The sequence below is a fragment of the Caballeronia sp. GAWG2-1 genome (genome assembly GCF_023631405.1).
Classification (GTDB): Bacteria; Pseudomonadota; Gammaproteobacteria; order Burkholderiales; family Burkholderiaceae; genus Caballeronia.
Genome location: NZ_JALQDD010000023.1, coordinates 31,949 through 50,376, shown reverse-complemented (window position 1 = coordinate 50,376; position 18,428 = coordinate 31,949). Strand labels below are relative to the sequence as shown.

At 61.5% G+C, this 18,428-nt stretch carries 18 protein-coding genes; 10 read left to right on the top strand and 8 right to left on the bottom strand.

Annotated elements, in window-relative coordinates:
• Positions 1 to 91: 91 nt before the first annotated feature.
• Positions 92 to 1,123 (top strand): L-threonine 3-dehydrogenase, encoded by a 1,032-nt coding sequence (gene tdh / locus NCR98_RS14195; RefSeq protein WP_250526476.1) that lies wholly within the window; start codon positions 92 to 94, stop codon positions 1,121 to 1,123.
• 11 nt (positions 1,124 to 1,134) lie between these two features.
• On the opposite strand, the gene NCR98_RS14190 is transcribed toward tdh, so the two are convergent.
• Positions 1,135 to 1,767 (bottom strand): YceI family protein, encoded by a 633-nt coding sequence (locus tag NCR98_RS14190; RefSeq protein ID WP_250526475.1) that lies wholly within the window; start codon positions 1,765 to 1,767, stop codon positions 1,135 to 1,137.
• Between the two features lie 149 nt (positions 1,768 to 1,916).
• Here NCR98_RS14190 and NCR98_RS14185 point away from each other — a divergent pair, with 149 nt between their 5' ends.
• Positions 1,917 to 2,435: a hypothetical protein gene (locus NCR98_RS14185; RefSeq protein ID WP_250526474.1), complete on the top strand. Its 519-nt coding sequence runs from the start codon at positions 1,917 to 1,919 to the stop codon at positions 2,433 to 2,435.
• A gap of 35 nt (positions 2,436 to 2,470) precedes the next feature.
• On the opposite strand, the gene NCR98_RS14180 is transcribed toward NCR98_RS14185, so the two are convergent.
• Positions 2,471 to 2,707, bottom strand: a complete 237-nt coding sequence (locus NCR98_RS14180) for a DUF1272 domain-containing protein (protein ID WP_244829738.1) — start codon at positions 2,705 to 2,707, stop codon at positions 2,471 to 2,473.
• A 157-nt stretch (positions 2,708 to 2,864) separates the two neighbouring features.
• Here NCR98_RS14180 and NCR98_RS14175 point away from each other — a divergent pair, with 157 nt between their 5' ends.
• Both NCR98_RS14175 and NCR98_RS14170 read left to right on the top strand, forming a co-directional pair.
• Positions 2,865 to 4,094, top strand: coding sequence for a multidrug effflux MFS transporter (locus NCR98_RS14175; RefSeq protein WP_250526473.1), 1,230 nt, complete (start codon positions 2,865 to 2,867; stop codon positions 4,092 to 4,094).
• Positions 4,095 to 4,195: 101 nt separating this feature from the next.
• Entirely contained in the window at positions 4,196 to 4,789 is a 594-nt protein-coding gene (locus NCR98_RS14170) for a nitroreductase family protein (protein WP_250509745.1), read from the top strand.
• Positions 4,790 to 4,876: 87 nt separating this feature from the next.
• Here NCR98_RS14170 and NCR98_RS14165 read toward each other — a convergent pair whose 3' ends face one another.
• The gene (locus NCR98_RS14165; RefSeq protein ID WP_250526472.1) at positions 4,877 to 5,515 is read right to left on the bottom strand and encodes an NADPH-dependent FMN reductase; all 639 of its coding nucleotides are present in this window, start codon (positions 5,513 to 5,515) and stop codon (positions 4,877 to 4,879) included.
• Between the two features lie 260 nt (positions 5,516 to 5,775).
• Here NCR98_RS14165 and NCR98_RS14160 point away from each other — a divergent pair, with 260 nt between their 5' ends.
• The 6 genes from NCR98_RS14160 to NCR98_RS14135 all read left to right on the top strand — a co-directional run bounded on the left by NCR98_RS14160 (position 5,776) and on the right by NCR98_RS14135 (position 11,997).
• The gene (locus tag NCR98_RS14160; RefSeq protein ID WP_250526471.1) at positions 5,776 to 6,792 is read left to right on the top strand and encodes an ABC transporter substrate-binding protein; all 1,017 of its coding nucleotides are present in this window, start codon (positions 5,776 to 5,778) and stop codon (positions 6,790 to 6,792) included.
• A gap of 45 nt (positions 6,793 to 6,837) precedes the next feature.
• The gene (locus NCR98_RS14155; RefSeq protein ID WP_250466345.1) at positions 6,838 to 7,785 is read left to right on the top strand and encodes a TauD/TfdA dioxygenase family protein; all 948 of its coding nucleotides are present in this window, start codon (positions 6,838 to 6,840) and stop codon (positions 7,783 to 7,785) included.
• A gap of 11 nt (positions 7,786 to 7,796) precedes the next feature.
• The gene (locus tag NCR98_RS14150; protein WP_250526470.1) at positions 7,797 to 9,167 is read left to right on the top strand and encodes an LLM class flavin-dependent oxidoreductase; all 1,371 of its coding nucleotides are present in this window, start codon (positions 7,797 to 7,799) and stop codon (positions 9,165 to 9,167) included.
• A 126-nt stretch (positions 9,168 to 9,293) separates the two neighbouring features.
• Positions 9,294 to 10,202, top strand: a complete 909-nt coding sequence (locus NCR98_RS14145; protein WP_250526469.1) for an ABC transporter permease — start codon at positions 9,294 to 9,296, stop codon at positions 10,200 to 10,202.
• Entirely contained in the window at positions 10,189 to 10,968 is a 780-nt protein-coding gene (locus NCR98_RS14140) for an ABC transporter ATP-binding protein (RefSeq protein ID WP_250526468.1), read from the top strand. The genes NCR98_RS14145 and NCR98_RS14140 overlap by 14 nt, the downstream gene beginning before the upstream one ends.
• A 30-nt stretch (positions 10,969 to 10,998) precedes the next feature.
• The gene (locus NCR98_RS14135) at positions 10,999 to 11,997 is read left to right on the top strand and encodes an ABC transporter substrate-binding protein (RefSeq protein WP_250509741.1); all 999 of its coding nucleotides are present in this window, start codon (positions 10,999 to 11,001) and stop codon (positions 11,995 to 11,997) included.
• A 37-nt stretch (positions 11,998 to 12,034) separates the two neighbouring features.
• Here NCR98_RS14135 and NCR98_RS14130 read toward each other — a convergent pair whose 3' ends face one another.
• The 5 genes from NCR98_RS14130 to NCR98_RS14110 form a co-directional block, all read right to left on the bottom strand.
• Positions 12,035 to 13,273, bottom strand: coding sequence for an SfnB family sulfur acquisition oxidoreductase (locus NCR98_RS14130; RefSeq protein WP_250526467.1), 1,239 nt, complete (start codon positions 13,271 to 13,273; stop codon positions 12,035 to 12,037).
• Between the two features lie 32 nt (positions 13,274 to 13,305).
• A complete protein-coding gene (locus NCR98_RS14125; RefSeq protein ID WP_250526466.1) occupies positions 13,306 to 14,637 on the bottom strand; it encodes an LLM class flavin-dependent oxidoreductase in 1,332 nt (443 codons plus the stop codon).
• On the bottom strand, positions 14,634 to 15,845 hold the full coding sequence (locus tag NCR98_RS14120; protein WP_250466332.1) for an LLM class flavin-dependent oxidoreductase: 1,212 nt from the start codon (positions 15,843 to 15,845) through the stop codon (positions 14,634 to 14,636). The genes NCR98_RS14125 and NCR98_RS14120 overlap by 4 nt, the downstream gene beginning before the upstream one ends.
• Positions 15,842 to 17,503: a rhodanese-like domain-containing protein gene (locus tag NCR98_RS14115; RefSeq protein ID WP_250526465.1), complete on the bottom strand. Its 1,662-nt coding sequence runs from the start codon at positions 17,501 to 17,503 to the stop codon at positions 15,842 to 15,844. The genes NCR98_RS14120 and NCR98_RS14115 overlap by 4 nt, the downstream gene beginning before the upstream one ends.
• Positions 17,504 to 17,570: 67 nt before the next feature.
• Positions 17,571 to 18,308 (bottom strand): SDR family NAD(P)-dependent oxidoreductase, encoded by a 738-nt coding sequence (locus tag NCR98_RS14110; RefSeq protein ID WP_250526464.1) that lies wholly within the window; start codon positions 18,306 to 18,308, stop codon positions 17,571 to 17,573.
• Between the last annotated feature and the right edge of the window lie 120 nt (positions 18,309 to 18,428).

The following is an 18,428-nucleotide window of genomic DNA, read 5'->3' as shown; positions in this document are numbered from 1 at the left end:
ATGCGCATAAAGTCAGGACACGTTCCCCGACGTTTAGATGCACGGCGCGGTCACAAGCAGCGCCGCGACACAACCGCCCGGAACACCAACAATGAAAGCACTCGCCAAACTCGAACGCGCCCCCGGTCTTACCTTGACTCACGTCAAGCGGCCGGAAGTCGGACATAACGATGTCCTCATCCGCATCCGCAAGACTGCAATTTGCGGTACGGATATTCACATCTGGAAGTGGGATGACTGGGCGCAGAAGACGATACCGGTGCCGATGCACGTCGGCCATGAATATGTCGGTGAGATCGTCGAGATGGGACAGGAAGTCCGCGGCTTTGCCATCGGCGATCGCGTTTCCGGCGAAGGTCACATCACATGCGGATTCTGCCGCAATTGCCGCGCAGGTCGCCGTCACTTGTGTCGCAACACCGTTGGCGTTGGCGTGAATCGCGAAGGCGCGTTTGCCGAATACCTGGTGATTCCTGCCTTCAACGCGTTTAAGATTCCGCCCGATATCTCCGACGACGTCGCCGCGATCTTCGACCCCTTCGGCAATGCGACGCACACTGCCCTTTCGTTCAACCTTGTCGGCGAAGACGTGCTGATTACCGGCGCCGGACCCATCGGTGTAATGGCGGCCGCCATTGCGCGGCACGTCGGAGCGCGTAATGTCGTCATTACGGACGTCAACGAATATCGTCTCGAACTTGCCCGCAAGATGGGTGCAACGCGAGCGGTCAACGTTTCCAATGAAATTTTGCGCGATGTCATGCAAGAACTCGGCATGACCGAGGGGTTTGACGTCGGCCTGGAAATGTCCGGCGTACCGAGCGCTTTCACCGCCATGCTGGAAGCGATGAACCACGGCGGCAAAGTCGCTCTGCTCGGCATTCCACCCGCACAAACTGCGATCGACTGGAATCAGGTTATCTTCAAAGGTCTTGAGCTCAAAGGCATTTACGGGCGCGAAATGTTCGAGACTTGGTACAAGATGGTCGCGATGCTGCAAAGTGGTCTGGATCTTTCGCCGATCCTCACGCACACATTCCCCGTCGACGACTACCAGCGCGCGTTCGACACCATGCTTTCGGGCAACAGCGGCAAGGTCGTGCTCGACTGGACCGCGGCGTAAGTGTCAGCGCTTCACTGCTTCTCTTTTGCGAACTCGGCCTGAATGGCGACGTGAACATCGTCGCCGACTGCCGGATACCACGTCGTCAGTCCGAACTGCGCGCGGCTGAAATGACCGTCGGCCGAGAAGCCTAACGTTTCCAGCTTGGTCAGTGGATCGACCGAATGCCCGTTGAACGTGACATCCAGAGTGACGGGTCGTGTCGTTCCGCGAATCGTGAGATTGCCTGCCAATGTGCCCTTGTCGTTGCCCGTACGCGTGAAGCCGGTGCTGACGAATTCGATGTTCAAATAACGCGCGACATCGAACATGTCGGGGCCCTTTACCATCCGGTCGAGCAACGGCACATTCGTATTGACGCTCGCGGCGTCGATAGTCACATGCACCGTGCTCTCCGTCATGCCATCCGCGCTCCAGTCGAGTTGTCCGGCCGTCTTGTCGAAACGCATGACAAAGCGCGAATAATGAAGATGATCGACGTCGAAGCTCACATTCCAGTGATGTGCATCTAACTGATAGATCCCGGGCGGCACGCTCGATTCATTCGCGGACACACTGTGCGTGACGACCGCAAGCGGCGTGCATCCACTCGTTGCGATCAACGCGAATAGCGCGACGCATTGCAAGCTTTTCCAAACTTTCATCGATCTGTATCTCCTTGACGCGAAAAACGAGTTTCCTCCGAAAAAGGAAAGTGCGCATTCGTCACGTGCGTGTCAGTTCATCACACGAAAATGGCACGATCAGGTAGAGTTCGCGACGACCTTCATCTCGAAAATAAGACGCCTAAATCATGCGCTCATGGCCACTCTGTTTCCGATTCGCTCGCGCCGCGTGTGCGGCGGCGCTCGCTGCCATCACGGTATCTTGGACGCCGTCGGCGCACGCCGCGCTGTGCTCTGACGGCGTTTGGATCGATGCGATGATCGGCTCGCATCACGTTCATCCCGATAAGCACTTCGAGCAGTTCAATCCCGGCATTGGCGTGGAATGCTGGGTCTCGCCGCAATGGGCAGTGACCGGCGGCTATTTCCGCAACTCGCTCTCGAAGCCTTCGTTTTACGGCGGCGGCGTCTGGGCGCCCGAGTTCCTTCACTGGGGCTTCGTGCGGCTCGCAGCCATGGGTGGCTTGATCTCCGGTTATGACTACGGCCGCTGGGGCATTGGGCACAATCACACGCTTGGCCCCGTGGCCGCGCCGCTCATCATGATGGACTATAAGCGCGTGGGCGCGAACATCATCCTCATTCCGCCCATTCCTTCGAGCGACTTGCCGTTCACGCTCGGCTTTCAGATCAAGGTCAAGTTTTGACCGTCAAACTCGATTTTATACGGCATCCGAACTAATCAACGGCACGCTGGATTAAAGACTCGTTTCGTCGATGCCGGGTTCTTCTCCAGTTTCTCCGCCGGTCGTCGCGGACGCTTCACCAGTTCACCGCCGCAGTTCGGACACGTGCCCTTTAGCACTTGCTCGGTGCAGTCGCTGCAAAATGTGCATTCGAACGAGCAGATGAATGCCTCCGATGAAGCGGGCGACAAGTCCTTGTCGCAACATTCGCAACCGGGCCGTAATTCAAGCATTTTTTGCTCCTTTCTCCTCAGTGCTGCATTCATGGTCTCGAGCCTGAGATCGTACCAATCCCCGCGCGTGCAGTGGACATTTACGCCAAATCCCGCTCATGCAGGCACAATACGTTGCGATGCCATCGCACATCGCCACCCGCTTCCCGACGCCTCCATGCCATCCGACATTCCCAGCCGCACCAGTACCGTCGCGCGCGTATCGAATTCGCCGCGCTATCTCTTGTTTCTCGTATGCCTGTTCGCTTCGGCAGGGCAGCTCGCAATCGACATCTATGTTCCCGCGCTGCCCGCGATGGCGCGCTTCTTCGATACCTCGCCGCAAGCGATCCAGTCGAGCGTATCCAGTTACATGGCCGCTTATGCGCTAGGCCAACTCGTATTTGGTCCGATAGCGGACGCATACGGCCGCAAGCCAGTGCTGGCCTTCGGACTCGTCGTCTATACGGTCGGCTGTCTGCTGTCACTCGTCGCGCCGAGCCTCGAAACATTCCTGTTGGCGCGCTGTTTGCAGGGCTTCGGCATTGCGGCCACCAATCTGCTCGCCAAGGCAATCATCACCGATTCATTCAAAGGCCAGGCGCTGCTGCACGCATTCACCTACATGTCGATTGCTTGGGGACTCGCGCCGATCGTTGCGCCCGTGATCGGTGCGCACTTGCAGGAGTGGTTCGGCTGGAAGGCCTGTCTCGTGTTTCTGCTCGTGTATTCGATCGTCATGTGGGTGCTCGTGTGGCGTTATCGCGAGACATTACCCAAGCCTGTTCGACTCGAATTGCGTACGCTCGTCGCGAACACGGGCAAGGTCTTGTCGAGCCCGGTTTTTCAGAGCTGCTTTCTTGCACAAGGACTGTGCTACAGCATTCTGCTCGTGTTCAACATCGTCGGGCCTTTCATGGTGCAGAACACGTTGCATAAGCCGCCGACGTACTTCGGTTACCTCGCGCTTGGCATCGGCTTGATGTACTTTCTCGGCGGCCTGTCCAACCGTATTCATAGCCTGCGTCTGCCGACAGCAGAACAACGGCTCAAGTATGGATCGCGGATCATGGCGGGCGCATCCATCGTGATGCTATTGCTTTCGTTGACGATAGGTCTGCATGTGTGGACGCTTGCGCTACCGGTCCTCGTAATGGGCTTCTGCGCAGGGGCCATGTATCCGACATTGATGGCCAAGGGCAACTCGCTGTTTCCCCACATTGCTGGACTGACGAGCGCGATACTCGGTTGCGCATTGCTGCTCGTATCGGCGGTGATGATGGGACTCGCGGGCTTCGTATCGGTCCACATCCTGGCGCCGCTTGCAGCGTTCTTCGTGTTGCTTGGACTTACCGTCGTGTGGATGGTGACGAAGCTGCTCGCGCATCTCGAACACATGAACGCCTGAAGCGACTTGTCCATGCCGCGCGCATCGGCGACACTTGATGCATTCCCTTGACTGCCAAGCTTCGCATATGAAGCATGGTCATATCCATCGAAGATAAACGCATGACACATCGTCCCGCTCCAACCGATATCGACATTCATCCGCTGCTTGCAGGGCGCTGGAGTCCGCGCGCGTATGCAGAGCAGCCCGTAGCGCATGAACAGGTAGTCGCTGTTCTGGAAGCCGCACGCTGGGCGCCGTCCGCTTATAACGTTCAACCGTGGCGTTTCGTGGTGTTCGAGAAGGGCCAAGATGCAGCGGCTTTCGAGCGCGCATTCGCCACGCTCGTGCCGTTCAATCAGTCGTGGAACGCGCATGCGCAGGTGCTCATCGCCGTTCTTGCGGACACGCTCACGGCCAAAGGCACCATCAATCCAAGCGCGAGTTACGACGCGGGCGCCGCGGGTCTTGCCGTATTGTTGCAGGCGCATGCACTCGGCCTCGCCGCCCATGCGATGGGCGGCTTCGACGCAGCGAAATTGCGCGATACCTTCGCCATTCCCGAGCGCTATCAGGCTTTGAGCATGATCTCCATCGCGCATCATGGCGAGGCAGAGGCGTTGCCCGAAGCGCTTGCCGAACGTGAGCAGGCACCACGTGCGCGCCTTGCGCTGGACGAGATCGCCAAGTTCGGTGGATGGCCCGAATCGGCTTAGTGATAATGATCGCGAACAAGCCGTAGCGCCCATGAAAAAAAGCCTTCGCCACTCACGGCGAAGGCTTTTTCGTTAAGGCGAGGTCGTTTAACTCTGCGCGACGGCCACGCGTCGTTCGACATCGTGATAAGCGTCGCTATCGTGCGCGGCGAATGCGAGCGCAAAGCTCGATGCTTGACGGCCCACGGTGCGCAGCTGCTCGACGACCTTCGGGTCGGAGCATGTATCGGCGGTTTCAAAACGCGTTTCAAGCGTGTTGACGGTCGCACCGAAAGGCGTCGGCCAGCCGCGCAACGCGTGCACGATCGAACGCAGCGACGTCAGCACGGTGCCTGCTGCCTGCCATCCGTAAGCGGTCACGATGCTGCCGACTGCGCGCCCATCCAGATAAGGGCGTTCGTCCTCACGCAGCTCTTCCAGCGTATCCAGCGCGTTCTTGACCAGCCCCGAGATGCCGCCGTGATAGCCCGGCGTCGCGATGATCACTGCGTCGGCGATACGCACCGCCTTGATGAGTTCGTGCTGCTCGTCGGTCAGATTGCGATGCTCAGGCGCGTAGTGCGGCAGGCTATGCAGGAACGCGCCGCCGAACAACTGCACGCGCGCGCCGGATTCCTGTGCGCCGCGCAGCGAAAAAGCCAGCGCACGCTCGGTCGACGATGCCGGCCGCGTCGTTCCGCCGATACCGACAACCAGCGGCTGACGCGATGAGGTGTTTCGAGTCAAGGTGAACGCTCCATGAAAGGTAAAGCAGCGCGCGCGTTCGTTTTACGGCGAGCCGACAGACTAAACATGATAGCCAGCGAACGTGCGTATCGGAACGCATGATTTGCGCTAAGGATATTCAGTAAGCATGTGCAAGTGCCGTGCCGCGCACCTTATCTCGCACGAAGATAACCGTATGGCGTTTTCTTGGTTCGCGCGTGACGAGACGGCTTGTACATTTCATCGTCTTGGCGCGACGAATCCACGGCAAAAATCCCCGCATGACGATCAAAGGCTCAAGCAATCGCAGCATGGCCGCGCTCGCGCTGATCGCATCGATCGCGCTTCCATTCGAATGCGCGCATGCTGAAGGCGAAGTGAAAGTCGCCGATCAATACGGCATCGGCTCGCTGCTGCTGAAGGTCGTGAAGGACCAGAATCTCATCGAGAAGGAAGGCGAGCGCGCCGGAATCAAGATCGACGTGGAATGGCACACGCTCTCCGGCGGCGCGGCCGTGAACGAAGCGCTGCTTTCGCGTGCGGCGGATATCGCCACGCTCGGCATCGGACCGCTCATGACGATCTGGGACCGCACGCAAGGTCACCAGAATTTCCGTGCAATCGCGGCGCAAAGCTCGGTTCCGGTCGTGCTCGTTTCGAACGACCCCCGCATTCGCAGCATCAAGGATATCGGCGAAAAGGACCGCATCGCGGTAGTTTCCGTCGCGGTCTCGCAGCAGGGCAGGCTGTTGCAGATGGCATCGGCCAAGGCATACGGCGACGCGAACTACGCGCAACTCGACCGCTTCGAAGTGAACATGCCGCATGCCGATGCAACCACCGCGATGCTCTCGGGCAACTCGGTCATCAACCTGCATTTCTCGAACGCGCCGTATCAGTATCAGGAACTCGACGATCCGAAGATCCACAAGGTCATCAGCTCGACCGACATTCTCGGCGGTCCATCGACGGGCAGCGTGGTCGTGACATCGGAGAAATGGCGCAAGGACAATCCGAAGACCTATGCAGCCGTACGCGCCGCACTTGTCGATGCCGCAAAGCTCATTACGAGCGACAAACAACAGGCCGCAGCCATCTATCTTCGTCAGGACGAGTCGAAACTCACGCCCACTTTCGTCGCACGCATTCTCGACGACAAAGACGTGAGCTTCACGACGACACCGCAAAACACACTGCAATTAGGCGCTTTTCTTTTTCGCGTAGGCGTGATTCATCATGAACCGAAGTCCTGGCGCGACTACTTTTTCGTGGACGATGCAAACGCGCAAGGCAGTTGACGCGAGCATCCGCGCCGGCATCAACATCAATCAGGAGACAGGCATATGAACGCAGCCGTCATCGAACACGCAGCGCGTGTCGAAGTGAAGCCGTTGTCCGCGCATATCGGTGCGGAGATCAGCGGTGTCGATCTTACGCGGCCCTTGTCGAAGGACGAGGTCAAGGCCATTCGCGACGCGCTTCTGAAGTGGCGCGTGGTGTTCTTTCGCGAGCAATTCCTGAGTCATGAACAGCATGTCGCGTTTTCCGCGCAGTTCGGCGAATTGACGGTGGGCCACCCCGTATTCGGTCACGTGGACGGGCATCCCGAGATTTATTCGATCTCCAAGTTCCGCAAGGCCACGCGCTTCGAAGGGCAGTCGGTATTGCGTCCGTGGACCGGTTGGCATACGGATGTCACCGCTGCCGTGAATCCGCCGTATGCATCCATCTTGCGCGGTGTGACCATTCCGCCGTATGGCGGCGATACGCAATGGACCAACCTCGTGGCCGCGTACCAAAAGCTCTCGGCGCCGCTGCGCGCATTCGTCGATGGCCTGCGTGGCGTGCATCGCTTCGCGCCGCCGCAAGGCGCCGCCGGCACCGATGCTTTCGCGAAAGCGGTCGACCAGCACACGCTCGTGAGCGAGCATCCGCTCGTGCGTGTGCATCCTGAAACCGGCGAACGCGCGCTGTATGTAAGCCCGAGCTTTCTCAAGCACATCGCGGGTCTTGCGCCGCGCGAGAGTCAGGCGTTGCTCGAACTGCTGTGGGAACACGTGACGCGGCCGGAATTCACCGTGCGCTTCAAGTGGGAGCCGGGCAGCATCGCGTTCTGGGATAACCGCACGACCGCGCATCTCGCGCCGACCGATATCTTCGATCTGGATTTCGATCGACAGCTATATCGCACGACGCTTGTCGGCGATATTCCAGTGGGACCGGACGGTCAATCATCGGTGGCAATCGAAGGCTCGCCGGTGGGTGCCGCGGCCGCTGTCGCACTCAACTGATCGACGACGCCATGGCAAAACGAAGCGGACAACTGCGCCTGGGCGCGTTTCTTTATCCGACGGGACATCACATTGCCGCGTGGCGTCATCCGCATGCCGTCGCGGATGCCGGCGTCAACTTCAAGCATTACGCAGCGCTCGCGCAGGCAGCGGAAGCGGCGAGCTTCGATCTCGTCTTTCTCGCCGATGGCTCCGGCACGCGCGGCGACGATGCCGCGTTCCTGAGCCGCACCGCGCACAGCTATGTCGCGCAGTTCGAGCCGCTTACGCTGTTGTCCGCGCTCGCGGCCGTGACCGAGCGCATCGGGTTGGTCGGTACGGCATCGACATCGTTCAACGAGCCTTATCACATCGCGCGCAAGTTCGCGTCGCTGGATCACATCAGCGGCGGCCGCGCGGGCTGGAACCTCGTCACTTCGTCGAGCGAGCATGAAGCGCGCAACTTCAATCTCGATCAGCATCTCGCGCATGCACACCGTTACGAACGCGCGGAGGAATTCGCCGAAGTGGTGACGGGCCTGTGGGATAGCTGGGACGACGACGCCTTCGTGCGCGACAAAACATCGGGCAGGTATTTCGATCCCGACAAGCGGCACGTGCTCGACCATCGCGGCGAGTTTTTCAAGGTGCATGGTCCGCTGAACGTTTCGCGTGCGCCGCAGGGTCATCCAGTCGTGGTGCAGGCGGGATCGTCTGAAGCGGGCAGGGCGCTTGCCGCGCGCACCGCCGAAGTGATCTTCACCGCGCAGCAGACGCTCGAAGATGCCGTTGCGTTCTATGCCGATGTAAAGGGACGCATGGCGCAATATGGACGTGATCCCGAATCGCTCAAGATCATGCCGGGCGTCATGCCCATAGTCGGACGCACGGAAGAAGAAGCACGCGAAAAGTTCGATGCACTGCAGGCATTGATCGATCCCGTGGTCGGCCTAGCGATGGTCTCGACGCTCACGGGCGGCTTCGATCTCTCGGGCTATCCGCTGGACGGACCCATTCCCGATTTGCCGGAAACGAATGCCAGCAAGAGCCGCCAGGGCTTGATGATCGACCTGGCGCGCCGCGAGAATCTGACCATACGTCAGCTCTATTTGCGCATTGCGGGCGCGCGCGGTCATTGGCAAATCGTCGGCACGCCGGTGCAGGTTGCGGATGCGCTGGAAGAGCGCTTTGTCAATTACGGGGCGGATGGTTTCAACGTCATGGCGGCGTTGCTGCCCGATTCGCTGAATGATTTCATTGAACTGGTGCTGCCTGAATTGCGCCGGCGCGGGCTCTTCCGACACGGCTATGAAGGGCGCACGTTGCGCGATCATCTTGGTCTCGAAAGACCGCGTTCTCGCTATGCGGTGACGCAAGAGGAAACCAGCACGGATCTTGCCTGAATGTGAGCCAGCGGCGCGCAAAACGATATTGCGCGATCCTTGGATAGCATCTGGCAAACCGTTGGTTTGCGTGGGGCAAACACGAACGTAGTATCGGGTGTTCTCTTTCTCACTCGAAGAATGCCCATGAATGCCCCTCGCTTTTCCTCGGCGATACTCGAGCTCGATCCGGGCACGCCGCTCGAACAGCCCGCGCCACGCGCATCCGGCGCACAGACGCTGGTCGAACTGCCCACACGCGAACGCGCCCGTACCACGACACTGAACTGGAAGCTCATCCGCTCGCGCAGTTTGCGCGTGGGCGTGCCCATTGCGATTGTCGTGCTGTGGCAACTCGTGTCGTCGCTGCAACTCATCGCGCCCGAAACGCTGCCGCCGCCGACCGTCATTCTTGCTGCATTGAAGGAACTCGTCGCGGATGGCGAATTGCAGAGCGCTATCGGCGTTTCGCTTGCGCGTGCGGCGACTGGCCTTGCCATTGGCGGCGGTATCGGCCTGATTGCGGGCTTGTTCGCGGGACTGTGGCGCGTAGGCGAAGAAGTCGTCGATGCGCCCTTGCAGATGTTGCGCACGATTCCATTCATCGCGCTCATTCCGCTCTTCATCACGTGGTTCGGTATCGGCGAGGGCGCGAAGATCGCGGTCATTCTCGCTGCGACCATCTTCCCGATGTACCTCAACACCTACGCGGGCGTGCGCGGTGTCGATCCCAAGCTGCTCGAAGCGGCCACCGTGTTCGGGCTATCGAGCCGGCAAGTAGCGTTGCGCATCATTCTGCCGACCGCGCTGCCTTCCATACTCGTCGGCTTGCGCTATGCGTCCGCCGTGGCGCTGCTTGCGCTCGTCGTCGCGGAGCAGATCAACGCGCAGAACGGCATTGGCTACATCCTCGTCAATGCGAACCAGAACCAGCGCGCGGACATCATCATCGCGGGCATTCTGGTTTATGCGGCGCTCGGCATTCTCACCGATCTCATCATGCGCGGTCTCGAACATGTCGCGCTTCCGTGGAGGCCGCGCTTTGAACTCGCCTGATATCGATGCCTTGAAGAACGTACGCGATCATCGTGAAATCGCACTCGAATTGCAAGGCGTGAGCCGTCGCTTCGGCGGACGTGCAGTACTCAAGGACGTATCGCTGAACATAAGGCGCGGCCAATTCGTATCGATGCTCGGCGCATCGGGCGCCGGCAAGACCACTTTACTGCGTATTCTCGCGGGCCTCGACAAGGCCGATGAAGGACGCGTGCGCGTGGCGAATGCGCGCTCCGTCGTGTTTCAGGAACCGCGTCTCGTGCCGGCGCGGCGCGTGTGGGAGAACGTCGTCATCGGCCATGACAGGTTGGGCGCCGCAAAAAACGACGCACTCGCCGCGCTCGACGAAGTGGGTCTTGCAAGTCACGCGGAAGGCTGGCCAAAGACGCTTTCGGGCGGCGAAGCGCAACGCGTCGCATTGGCCCGAGCGCTCGTGCGCGAGCCGCGTCTCTTGCTTCTCGATGAACCCTTCGCCGCACTCGATGCATTGACCCGCATCCGCATGTACGACCTCGTCGCACGCTTGTGGCGCGCGCATACGCCGGCGGTCGTGCTGGTGACGCATGACATCGACGAAGCCATTCTCTTGTCGGACCGCATTGTCGTGTTGTCGCAAGGCGAGATAAGCGCGGACTTCACCGTGGACTTTCCGCGGCCGCGCTCGCGTGCGGACGGCAACGCCATAGCACTCAGAACACAACTGCTCGAAGCGCTCGGCGTGACGACAGAAGAACCACAACGAGCCGCGACAGCAAGCGCGGCCTGACATTCCTTTCCTTAACCGACCACTCACTTCATGCGCATCAAGAAAAGCTTAACCGCACTCTTCGTTACGGGCTTCCTTGCTTTATCGACTTCGGCGTTCGCGGAAGAGCCGCTCACCATTCAGATCGGCACGCAGGATGCCGCGTGGCCATTGATCGTCGAGGCATCGCACGTGCTGGATGGCGCGCCGTACAAGGTCAAGTGGGCCGTGCTCACGGGACCCGCCGCGCAACTGTCCGCGCTCTATTCGAAAGTGCTCGACGTGGGTCTGATGGGCGATACCTCGCTCATCATCGAACAGGGGAATGCGCGTCAGACATGGACGCCGGAGACCGCGCCCTTGCAGATCATCGCGGGATGGCGCAACCCGGATAACGCGTATCCGCCTATCGTCACCGTGGTTCGCAAGGAAGCCAACGTGAAGACGCTCGCGGACCTGCGCGGCAAGACCTGGGGCTACAACTTCGGCGGCTTCAATTATCTGCAATACGTGCTGTCGTATGTGAAGGCCGATCTCAAGCCGAAGGACTTTCAAGCGGTCAAGTTCGGCGATGGCAACGTGTCGGCTTCCGCTTTCAACGCGGGACAGGTGTCGGTTTATTCGGGTGGCTTTGGTCCGGTGAAGGAAGCGGTCGATAAGGGCGATGCACGCGTGATCGTCAAGAGCGACGAACTGGATATTCCAGCGCTCTCGGTGTTCGCGGCCCGCACCGATGTCTTGCGCGATCCCGCGAAGAGCAAGGCCATCGGTGACTTCCTGGGACGTCTCAAGAGCTCGTGGACGTGGTGGGCGCAGAACGTGCCGGCCGTCGAGAAGATCTATGCGGAGAAAATGAAGCAGTCGCCGGCACGAGCGAAGTTCTCGGCGGAAAATGGACGCTCCGTGTTTTATCCGCTCGACAAGACGCTCGTCGCGCGCGAGCAGAAGATTGCGGACACGCTCTACAAGTCCGGCGATATCAAGAACAACATCAAGGTGGATATCGAGTTCAATCCGGTATTCGATTCGCAAGCAGTCGCTGCGCGTTGATGCCTGAAGCGGGCGTGCGCAGAACACGCCCGCTTGTTCATTCCTTCACCGCCGTATAAGGATGCGCGTAGCTGAAGGGATCGCACAGCAAGTCGTTCAGCGCATACTGCCCCACCGCGTGATACTTCCAGCGCACGCTGTCATGCAACGTATGCGTGCGCGCATTGCGCCAGTGGCGGTCGAGGTTATGCTCTTCCCGTGTCGATTGCGTGCCTGCAAGCTCGAAGAGTTTGTTCGATGCATCGAGCGCGAGGTGTGTCGTGAGAATCTTGGCTTCCGCCGTCGCGACGATGGCCGCGCTCACTTTGTCACGCGCTGAACCGGGCACACGCGCCGCTTCGATCAACACCGCTGCGCGCTCGGTCAACGCGCGCGCAGCGTGCAGGTCCACGGTCAGCTTGCCGATATCGCGCAACGTGAACGGATCGTCCGTGGCATGTGCGGCGCCACTTCCTCGTGCCGGATGCGCAAGCGTGCGCAAGAAGCGCTTCGTCTCATCGAGCGCGGCACGGCCGATACCCAGGTCGATCGCCGCATGAATCAGCTGCGAAACCGCGTTGCCCGTATCGATCTCGCCGCCTGGCTCGCGACGCACCACTTGCACCGCGTCCACTTCGACATTGTCGATATGCACCCGACCGCTTGCAGTCGTGCGTTGCCCGAAGCCCGACCAGTCGTCGATCACTTCGACGCCGCGCGCATGACGCGGCACGTAGACGAACACGGGCGAGCCATCGTCATCGCGCGCGGCGACGGGTATCCAGTGCGCGAAGAGCGCGCCTGTGGAATACACCTTTTTGCCCGATACGACGAGCCCGCGCGTCGTGCGCCGCACGCGTGTTTCATGCGAGCCCGGCAAGCGATCGCCGGGTTCGGCCGTCGCATTGCCGAGTCGCTCGCCTGCAAGCGCGCGTTCGAAGAAAAACGCCTGCTGCGAAGGCGTGCCGTCGTGCCGCAGGCGTTCCAGATTGGCGAAGTGATTCTGCGGAATCTGGCCGAGCGATGAATCGCCTGCCGAGATATATTCGAAGACCTGCGCGATGGTCCATACGGAAACATCCGCGCCGCCGAATGCCTTGGGAACCGAGATGCCCCACAGTCCCGATGCGCTGAACGCTTCGAGTTCTTTACGCGGCAAGCGCCGCTCGCGATCTCGCTCCGACGCTTCCTGCGCGAACGCATGTTCGAGACGTTGTGCCGTTTCCAGCGCTTCTGCATCGGTACGAATGCGATGCGCTTCTTGCGCGAGAGTCGGTTGATCCAGAGTAGAAGACATGAAACTCCCTTGGAGGCTCGGACGATAAAAGATCAGGCGGCCTCGCGCCTCTTTGCATACTGGCTGTCAGGACGCGGCAAACCATAATGTTCGCGCAAGGTCGTGCCTTCGTAGTCGGTGCGGAAAATGCCTTTGCGCTGCAAGAGCGGCACGACGTGATCGACGAACGCCGCAAGGCCGCTCGGAAACACATCCGCGTTGAGATTGAAGCCATCCGCGCCACGCTCCTCGAACCACTGCGCGATGTCGTTGGCAATCTGCTCGGGCGTACCGACAATGATTCGATGCGCGCCCGGATTGCGATCGAGCAGATCGCGTACGGTCAGGTTTTCGGCCTTGGCAAGCGCAACCGTCGAGTCGATGAAGCCGCGCGGCAAGTCCGAGCGCACGACCTTTTCGATGCGCTCGTAAGGCAGCGGCTTGTCGATATGCAGATCGTCCGGCGAGAGCCCGAGCGCGCCGGCCAGGCGCGCGACTTCCCGGTCGGTGTCGAGCAGCGCATCGAGTTCGGCTTTATGCGCGCGCGCTTCCTGTTCGGTTCCGCCGACCACCGGATACAGGCCCGGCAACAGCAGAAAGTGATCGGGGTTGCGCCCATGCCGCGCCACGCGTTCCTTCATCTGCTTGTAGAACGCCTGCGCGCTCGGCAAGGTGGTTTGCGCGGTGAAGACCGCATCGGCGAAACGGGCGGCAAGCGCGCGTCCGCCTTCGGACGATCCCGCCTGCACGAGCACGGGCCTTCCTTGTGGACTACGCGGCACATTGAGCGGGCCGCGCACCGAAAAGTACTGACCGCGATGCTCGATGGAGTGCACGCGCGACGGGTCCGCATAACGTCCCGTGGCCTGATCGGCGACGAGCGCGTCGTCTTCCCAGCTATCCCAGAGCTTCGTCACCACATCCACGAATTCTTGCGCGCGTGCATAGCGCTCTTCCGTGGAAAGCGGCGTGTTGAAGCTGAAATTCGCGGCGGCGGCTGCGTCGTAGGTCGTCACGGCATTGAACGCGACGCGCCCGCCGCTCAGGTGATCGACCGATGCGAAGCGCCGCGCGAGATTGAACGGATCGTTGAACGTGGTCGATGCCGTGCCGATGAGACCGACATGCTCGGTCGCGCCCGCGAGCGCGGTGAGGAGCACCGTGGGTTCGAACGATTGCTGCGGACCTTCGGCGTGATTGCGCAGGGCGAGCGCATCCGAGAGAAACACGGCGTCGAGCTTGCCGCGCTCTGCTGTCGTTGCAATCTCCCTAAAGAACTTGAAGTCGATGATCGCACGCGGATTGTCCAATGTGCGCCATCCTGCGGGATGCCGCCCGACGCCCGTGATGTTGGTGTTCAGATGCAATTGGCGAGGCTTGGTCATGACGTCGTCCTAGGTAAGGAGTTCGCTGCGGGCACGGGCAGTCGCAAGCCCGCATCGACGAGAAGCGGCAACACGGCCTCGCCGAAATACGCGAGGTCCGGTTCGAAGTCGAAGAAGGTGAGTTGCACGCCATCGCAACCGGCGCGCTTCAATGCAAGCAACTGATCGACGATCTGCTCGGGCGAGCCGATCAGATGCAGATTGCCGCCGAGAATGCGCTGCTCGCGCTTGTGATTCGCCCATGCCTTCGCGTCGCTGCGGCCGTGCTGGCCGACGAAGCCGTCGAGCGCGCCTTCATCGGCGTGAGCGACGATGGCATCGCGATACTCGCGCGCCTCGCGTTCGGTCGGCCGGCACACGATGGTCGGATTGATGAGCGTGCGCACGTTGCGTTTCACCCGCGCGGCCTCTTCGCGAATGGTCGCGGTATGCGCAGGCAGAGCGCCGATGGCGTCGTTGAAATCCGCGCCTGCGGGGCTCGTGATGAAGATCAGGTCCGAGTGACGCACCGCGTACGCAATCCCCGCGGGCGACCCGGTCGCATTCACGAGCACCGGCCGATGAAAGCGCGGTCGCGGACTCACGAACGCGTCCTGCAACTGCCAGTGCGGCGAATCGATGTTCTGATTCGCATCGCTGCGCCACAACGAATCGAGCACGGCGACGAATTCGGCCGCGCGTTCATAGCGCGTGTCGTGCTCGATCATCGGCTGGCCGAACATCGCCCATTCGCTTTTGACGTGACCCGTCACCAGGTTGATGCCCCAGCGTCCGCCCGAGATATGGTCGAGCGTCGCGCCGAACTTGGCGAGATGCAGCGGATGCCACGGACCATAGAGCGCATGCACCGTCGAGATCAGCAAAATGCGCTCGGTGACGGCGGCAAGCGCGCTCGTCGCGATGAACGCATCGAGCGATTGCTCACGATACTTGAGCGCGCCGCCATGCCCGTCCTTGCCAAGCCATTGCGCGAGGCCGAAGACGAGATCGAAGCCGAGCGCTTCCGCTGTCTTCGTGAGCCGCGCGTTGTAGTCGAAGCGCCAGTCGGTCGAGCGCGGCAAGGTCGAGATGGACCAGCCGCCGTTCTGAATCGGCAAGAAGAGGCCGAGCATCAACGGTTGCTGAAACGCGCCGTGAAGCGCGCTGCCGGGAATGTCGGCGGGACTCGTCGAACCGTCGAAGACAGGGCGTATCGTCGGTGAAGTCATGATGCCAGGCGTTCGCGGCTGCGCTTGTCCGTGGCCGTCTTGAAGTCCAGCACATCGATCGATGCAATGGCGTCGCGCTCCACCTGTTCGACCAGTTGCAGCTCCCACGCGAGGTACGCATTCATTTGCTCGGCCACGCGTTCCTTCTCGACGTGATACGGGCTATACCACGCGTCGTCGTCGCCAGTCAGGTTGTGCGCGTCGCCGGTTTCGAGCGGCAAGCCAATCGCGCTCCAGCGCGCCGTGCCGCCCACGAGCGCGGCGATCTCCGGCCAGCGCGGCGCGAGTTCGGCGGCGACGAGTCCGGCGAGCAAGCCATCTTCCGAAGTCAGCACGACGGGCGCATCGCGCTTGAAAACGCCCGAGCGCAGGTGGTCTTCCACTGCGCTTGCCGCCACGAAACGTGCGCCCGGCACATGGCCTTTGCGATACGCAATGCTCGCGTCGATATCGATCACTTGCGCGCGACCGGCATCGAGCGCGCGTTGCAGATGATCCGGCTCGATCCAGCGCGTGCGCGCGCCATGCGGACGCACGCGCAACGGCTCGGGACCGGCTTCGAGCGCGTCGTGGGTGAGGGCGGCGCTGGCGGCATCGTCGAGCACGCGGACATCGAGATAGCCGAGTTGCTTGAGCCACGACGCGGTCATGCGGGCGCGCACGCCATCGTCGTCGCGCAGTACCACGCGTGCATGCAGCGTGGCGATGTACTCGTCGGTCGCCTGCACCAGTTGACCGCCCGGCGCCGAACGCCAGCCTGCCGGATGCCCCGCCACGTATTCGAGCGGATCGCGCACATCGAAGCGATACAGCGTGCGCTCGCCGCTTTCGCGTTCGAGCGCCGCGAGCGTTTCGCCGTTGATCACGGGCACGTTCGCCTTGCGCGCGGCGGCCGCCGCGAGTTCGCGCGCGGTCGCGAGGGTCGCGCCTTCGGGACGCGGTGCGGTGCGAATCTCGCCGTGTTCGAGTTCGAGGCCCGAGAGCAGCCAAGCCATCGAGCCGCCCGTGAGTGCGGCGACGGGATTCGGCACGCCCGCATTGATGAGCGATTGCGCGCCGAGAATGCTGCGCGTGCGCCCGGCGCAATTGACGACGATCAGCGTATCCGGCGAAGGCGCCGCCGCGAGCGCGCGATACACCAACTCCGCGCCCGCGCAGTCGATGCCGCCGGGAATATTGAAGTTGTTGAATTCGCCGAAGGGGCGCGAGTCGAGCACGACCAGATCGTCGCCCGCATCCTGACGCGCCTTAAGCGTTTCGGCGTCGATGTTGGGCGTATGCAGCCGATGCTCGATCAGTTCGCCGAACGCCTTGCCCGGCACGTTGGTGCCGCTGAAAATTTCGAAGCCGGCGCGCGCCCAGCCTTCCACGCCGCCATCCAGAATCGACACGTCCGTGTAGCCCCAGCGCGCCAGCAATGCGGCGGCGCGTTGCGCATAGCCGTCCTCGGCGCCTTCGGCATCGACGAGAACGACGGGCGTGCCGCGCCGTGGAGTGAGCCGATCGATCACGAGACCCAGGCGTCCGACCGGCGCGACCGATGAATAGAACAGGCGTTTTTTCGACGACACGCCTTCTTCGCGCACGTCGAGCACCGCGAGTTCATTGTGTTGAGCGATCAGGGTGCGCAATTGCGCGGGAGAAACGAAACGTGACATGAAGAAGGTCCTTGGATGGGTTTCGGTTGACGCGGCGAATCGGGCGCTATGCGTTACGCGTTACGAGTTACGCGTAGGGCGGCCCGCCGCCATCGACATAGAGACGCGAACCGGTGACGAAACGGGCATCGTCCGAAAGCAGATACGCGACCGCGGCCGCGACGTCTTCCGGCGTGCCGGGACCTTCGAGCGCGGTCAGGCGCGTGGGCTCGTTCTGACTTTGCGCGCCGGCGAGCGCATCGAAGCGCGGCGAGCGGATCGGACCGGGCGCGACGGCATTCACGCGCACGCCTTGCGGACCGTAGCGGCGGCCGAGACCTTGCACGAGCAGATCGATAGCCGCGTTTACGCTCGAACCGGGGAAATGATTCGGCGGCGGCGCAATGCCGCCGCGTCCCGAGATCGCCACGATCGCGCCGCGCCCTTGCTTGATGAAGAGCGGCAAGGCGGCGCGAATCGGGCGCACCGAGCCGAGCAGCTTGGCATCGATCACGCTTTGCCAGTCGTCGTCGGTGAGTTCGAGGAAGTCGCCGAAAGTGGAGACGTTGGTGCTGGTGACGAGGCCATCGAGGCGCCCAAAGCGCTCTTCGATCTGCGCAAACGCCGCCTTCACGCTTTTGTCATCGGTCACGTCGACCTTGAGCGGGACCACGTTTGGCGACGCTGCGAACAATCGCTCATCGACGCTGCGTGACGATGCGACGACCGTCGCACCCGCATCGGCGAGCGTGCGCGCGGTGGCCGCGCCCAGCGCGCCGGAAGCGCCCGTCACCCAGACAACCCGGTCCTTGAATGTGCTGCTCATGGCTTACTCCGATAAATGGTTGGAAAGTACGCGGCGCGCGCGCCCACACAGCCGGTTGTCGAGGCGACCGGCCGAAGATTCGCGGAAAACGTCAGGGAACGAGGCGGGCAGGCGCCGGGG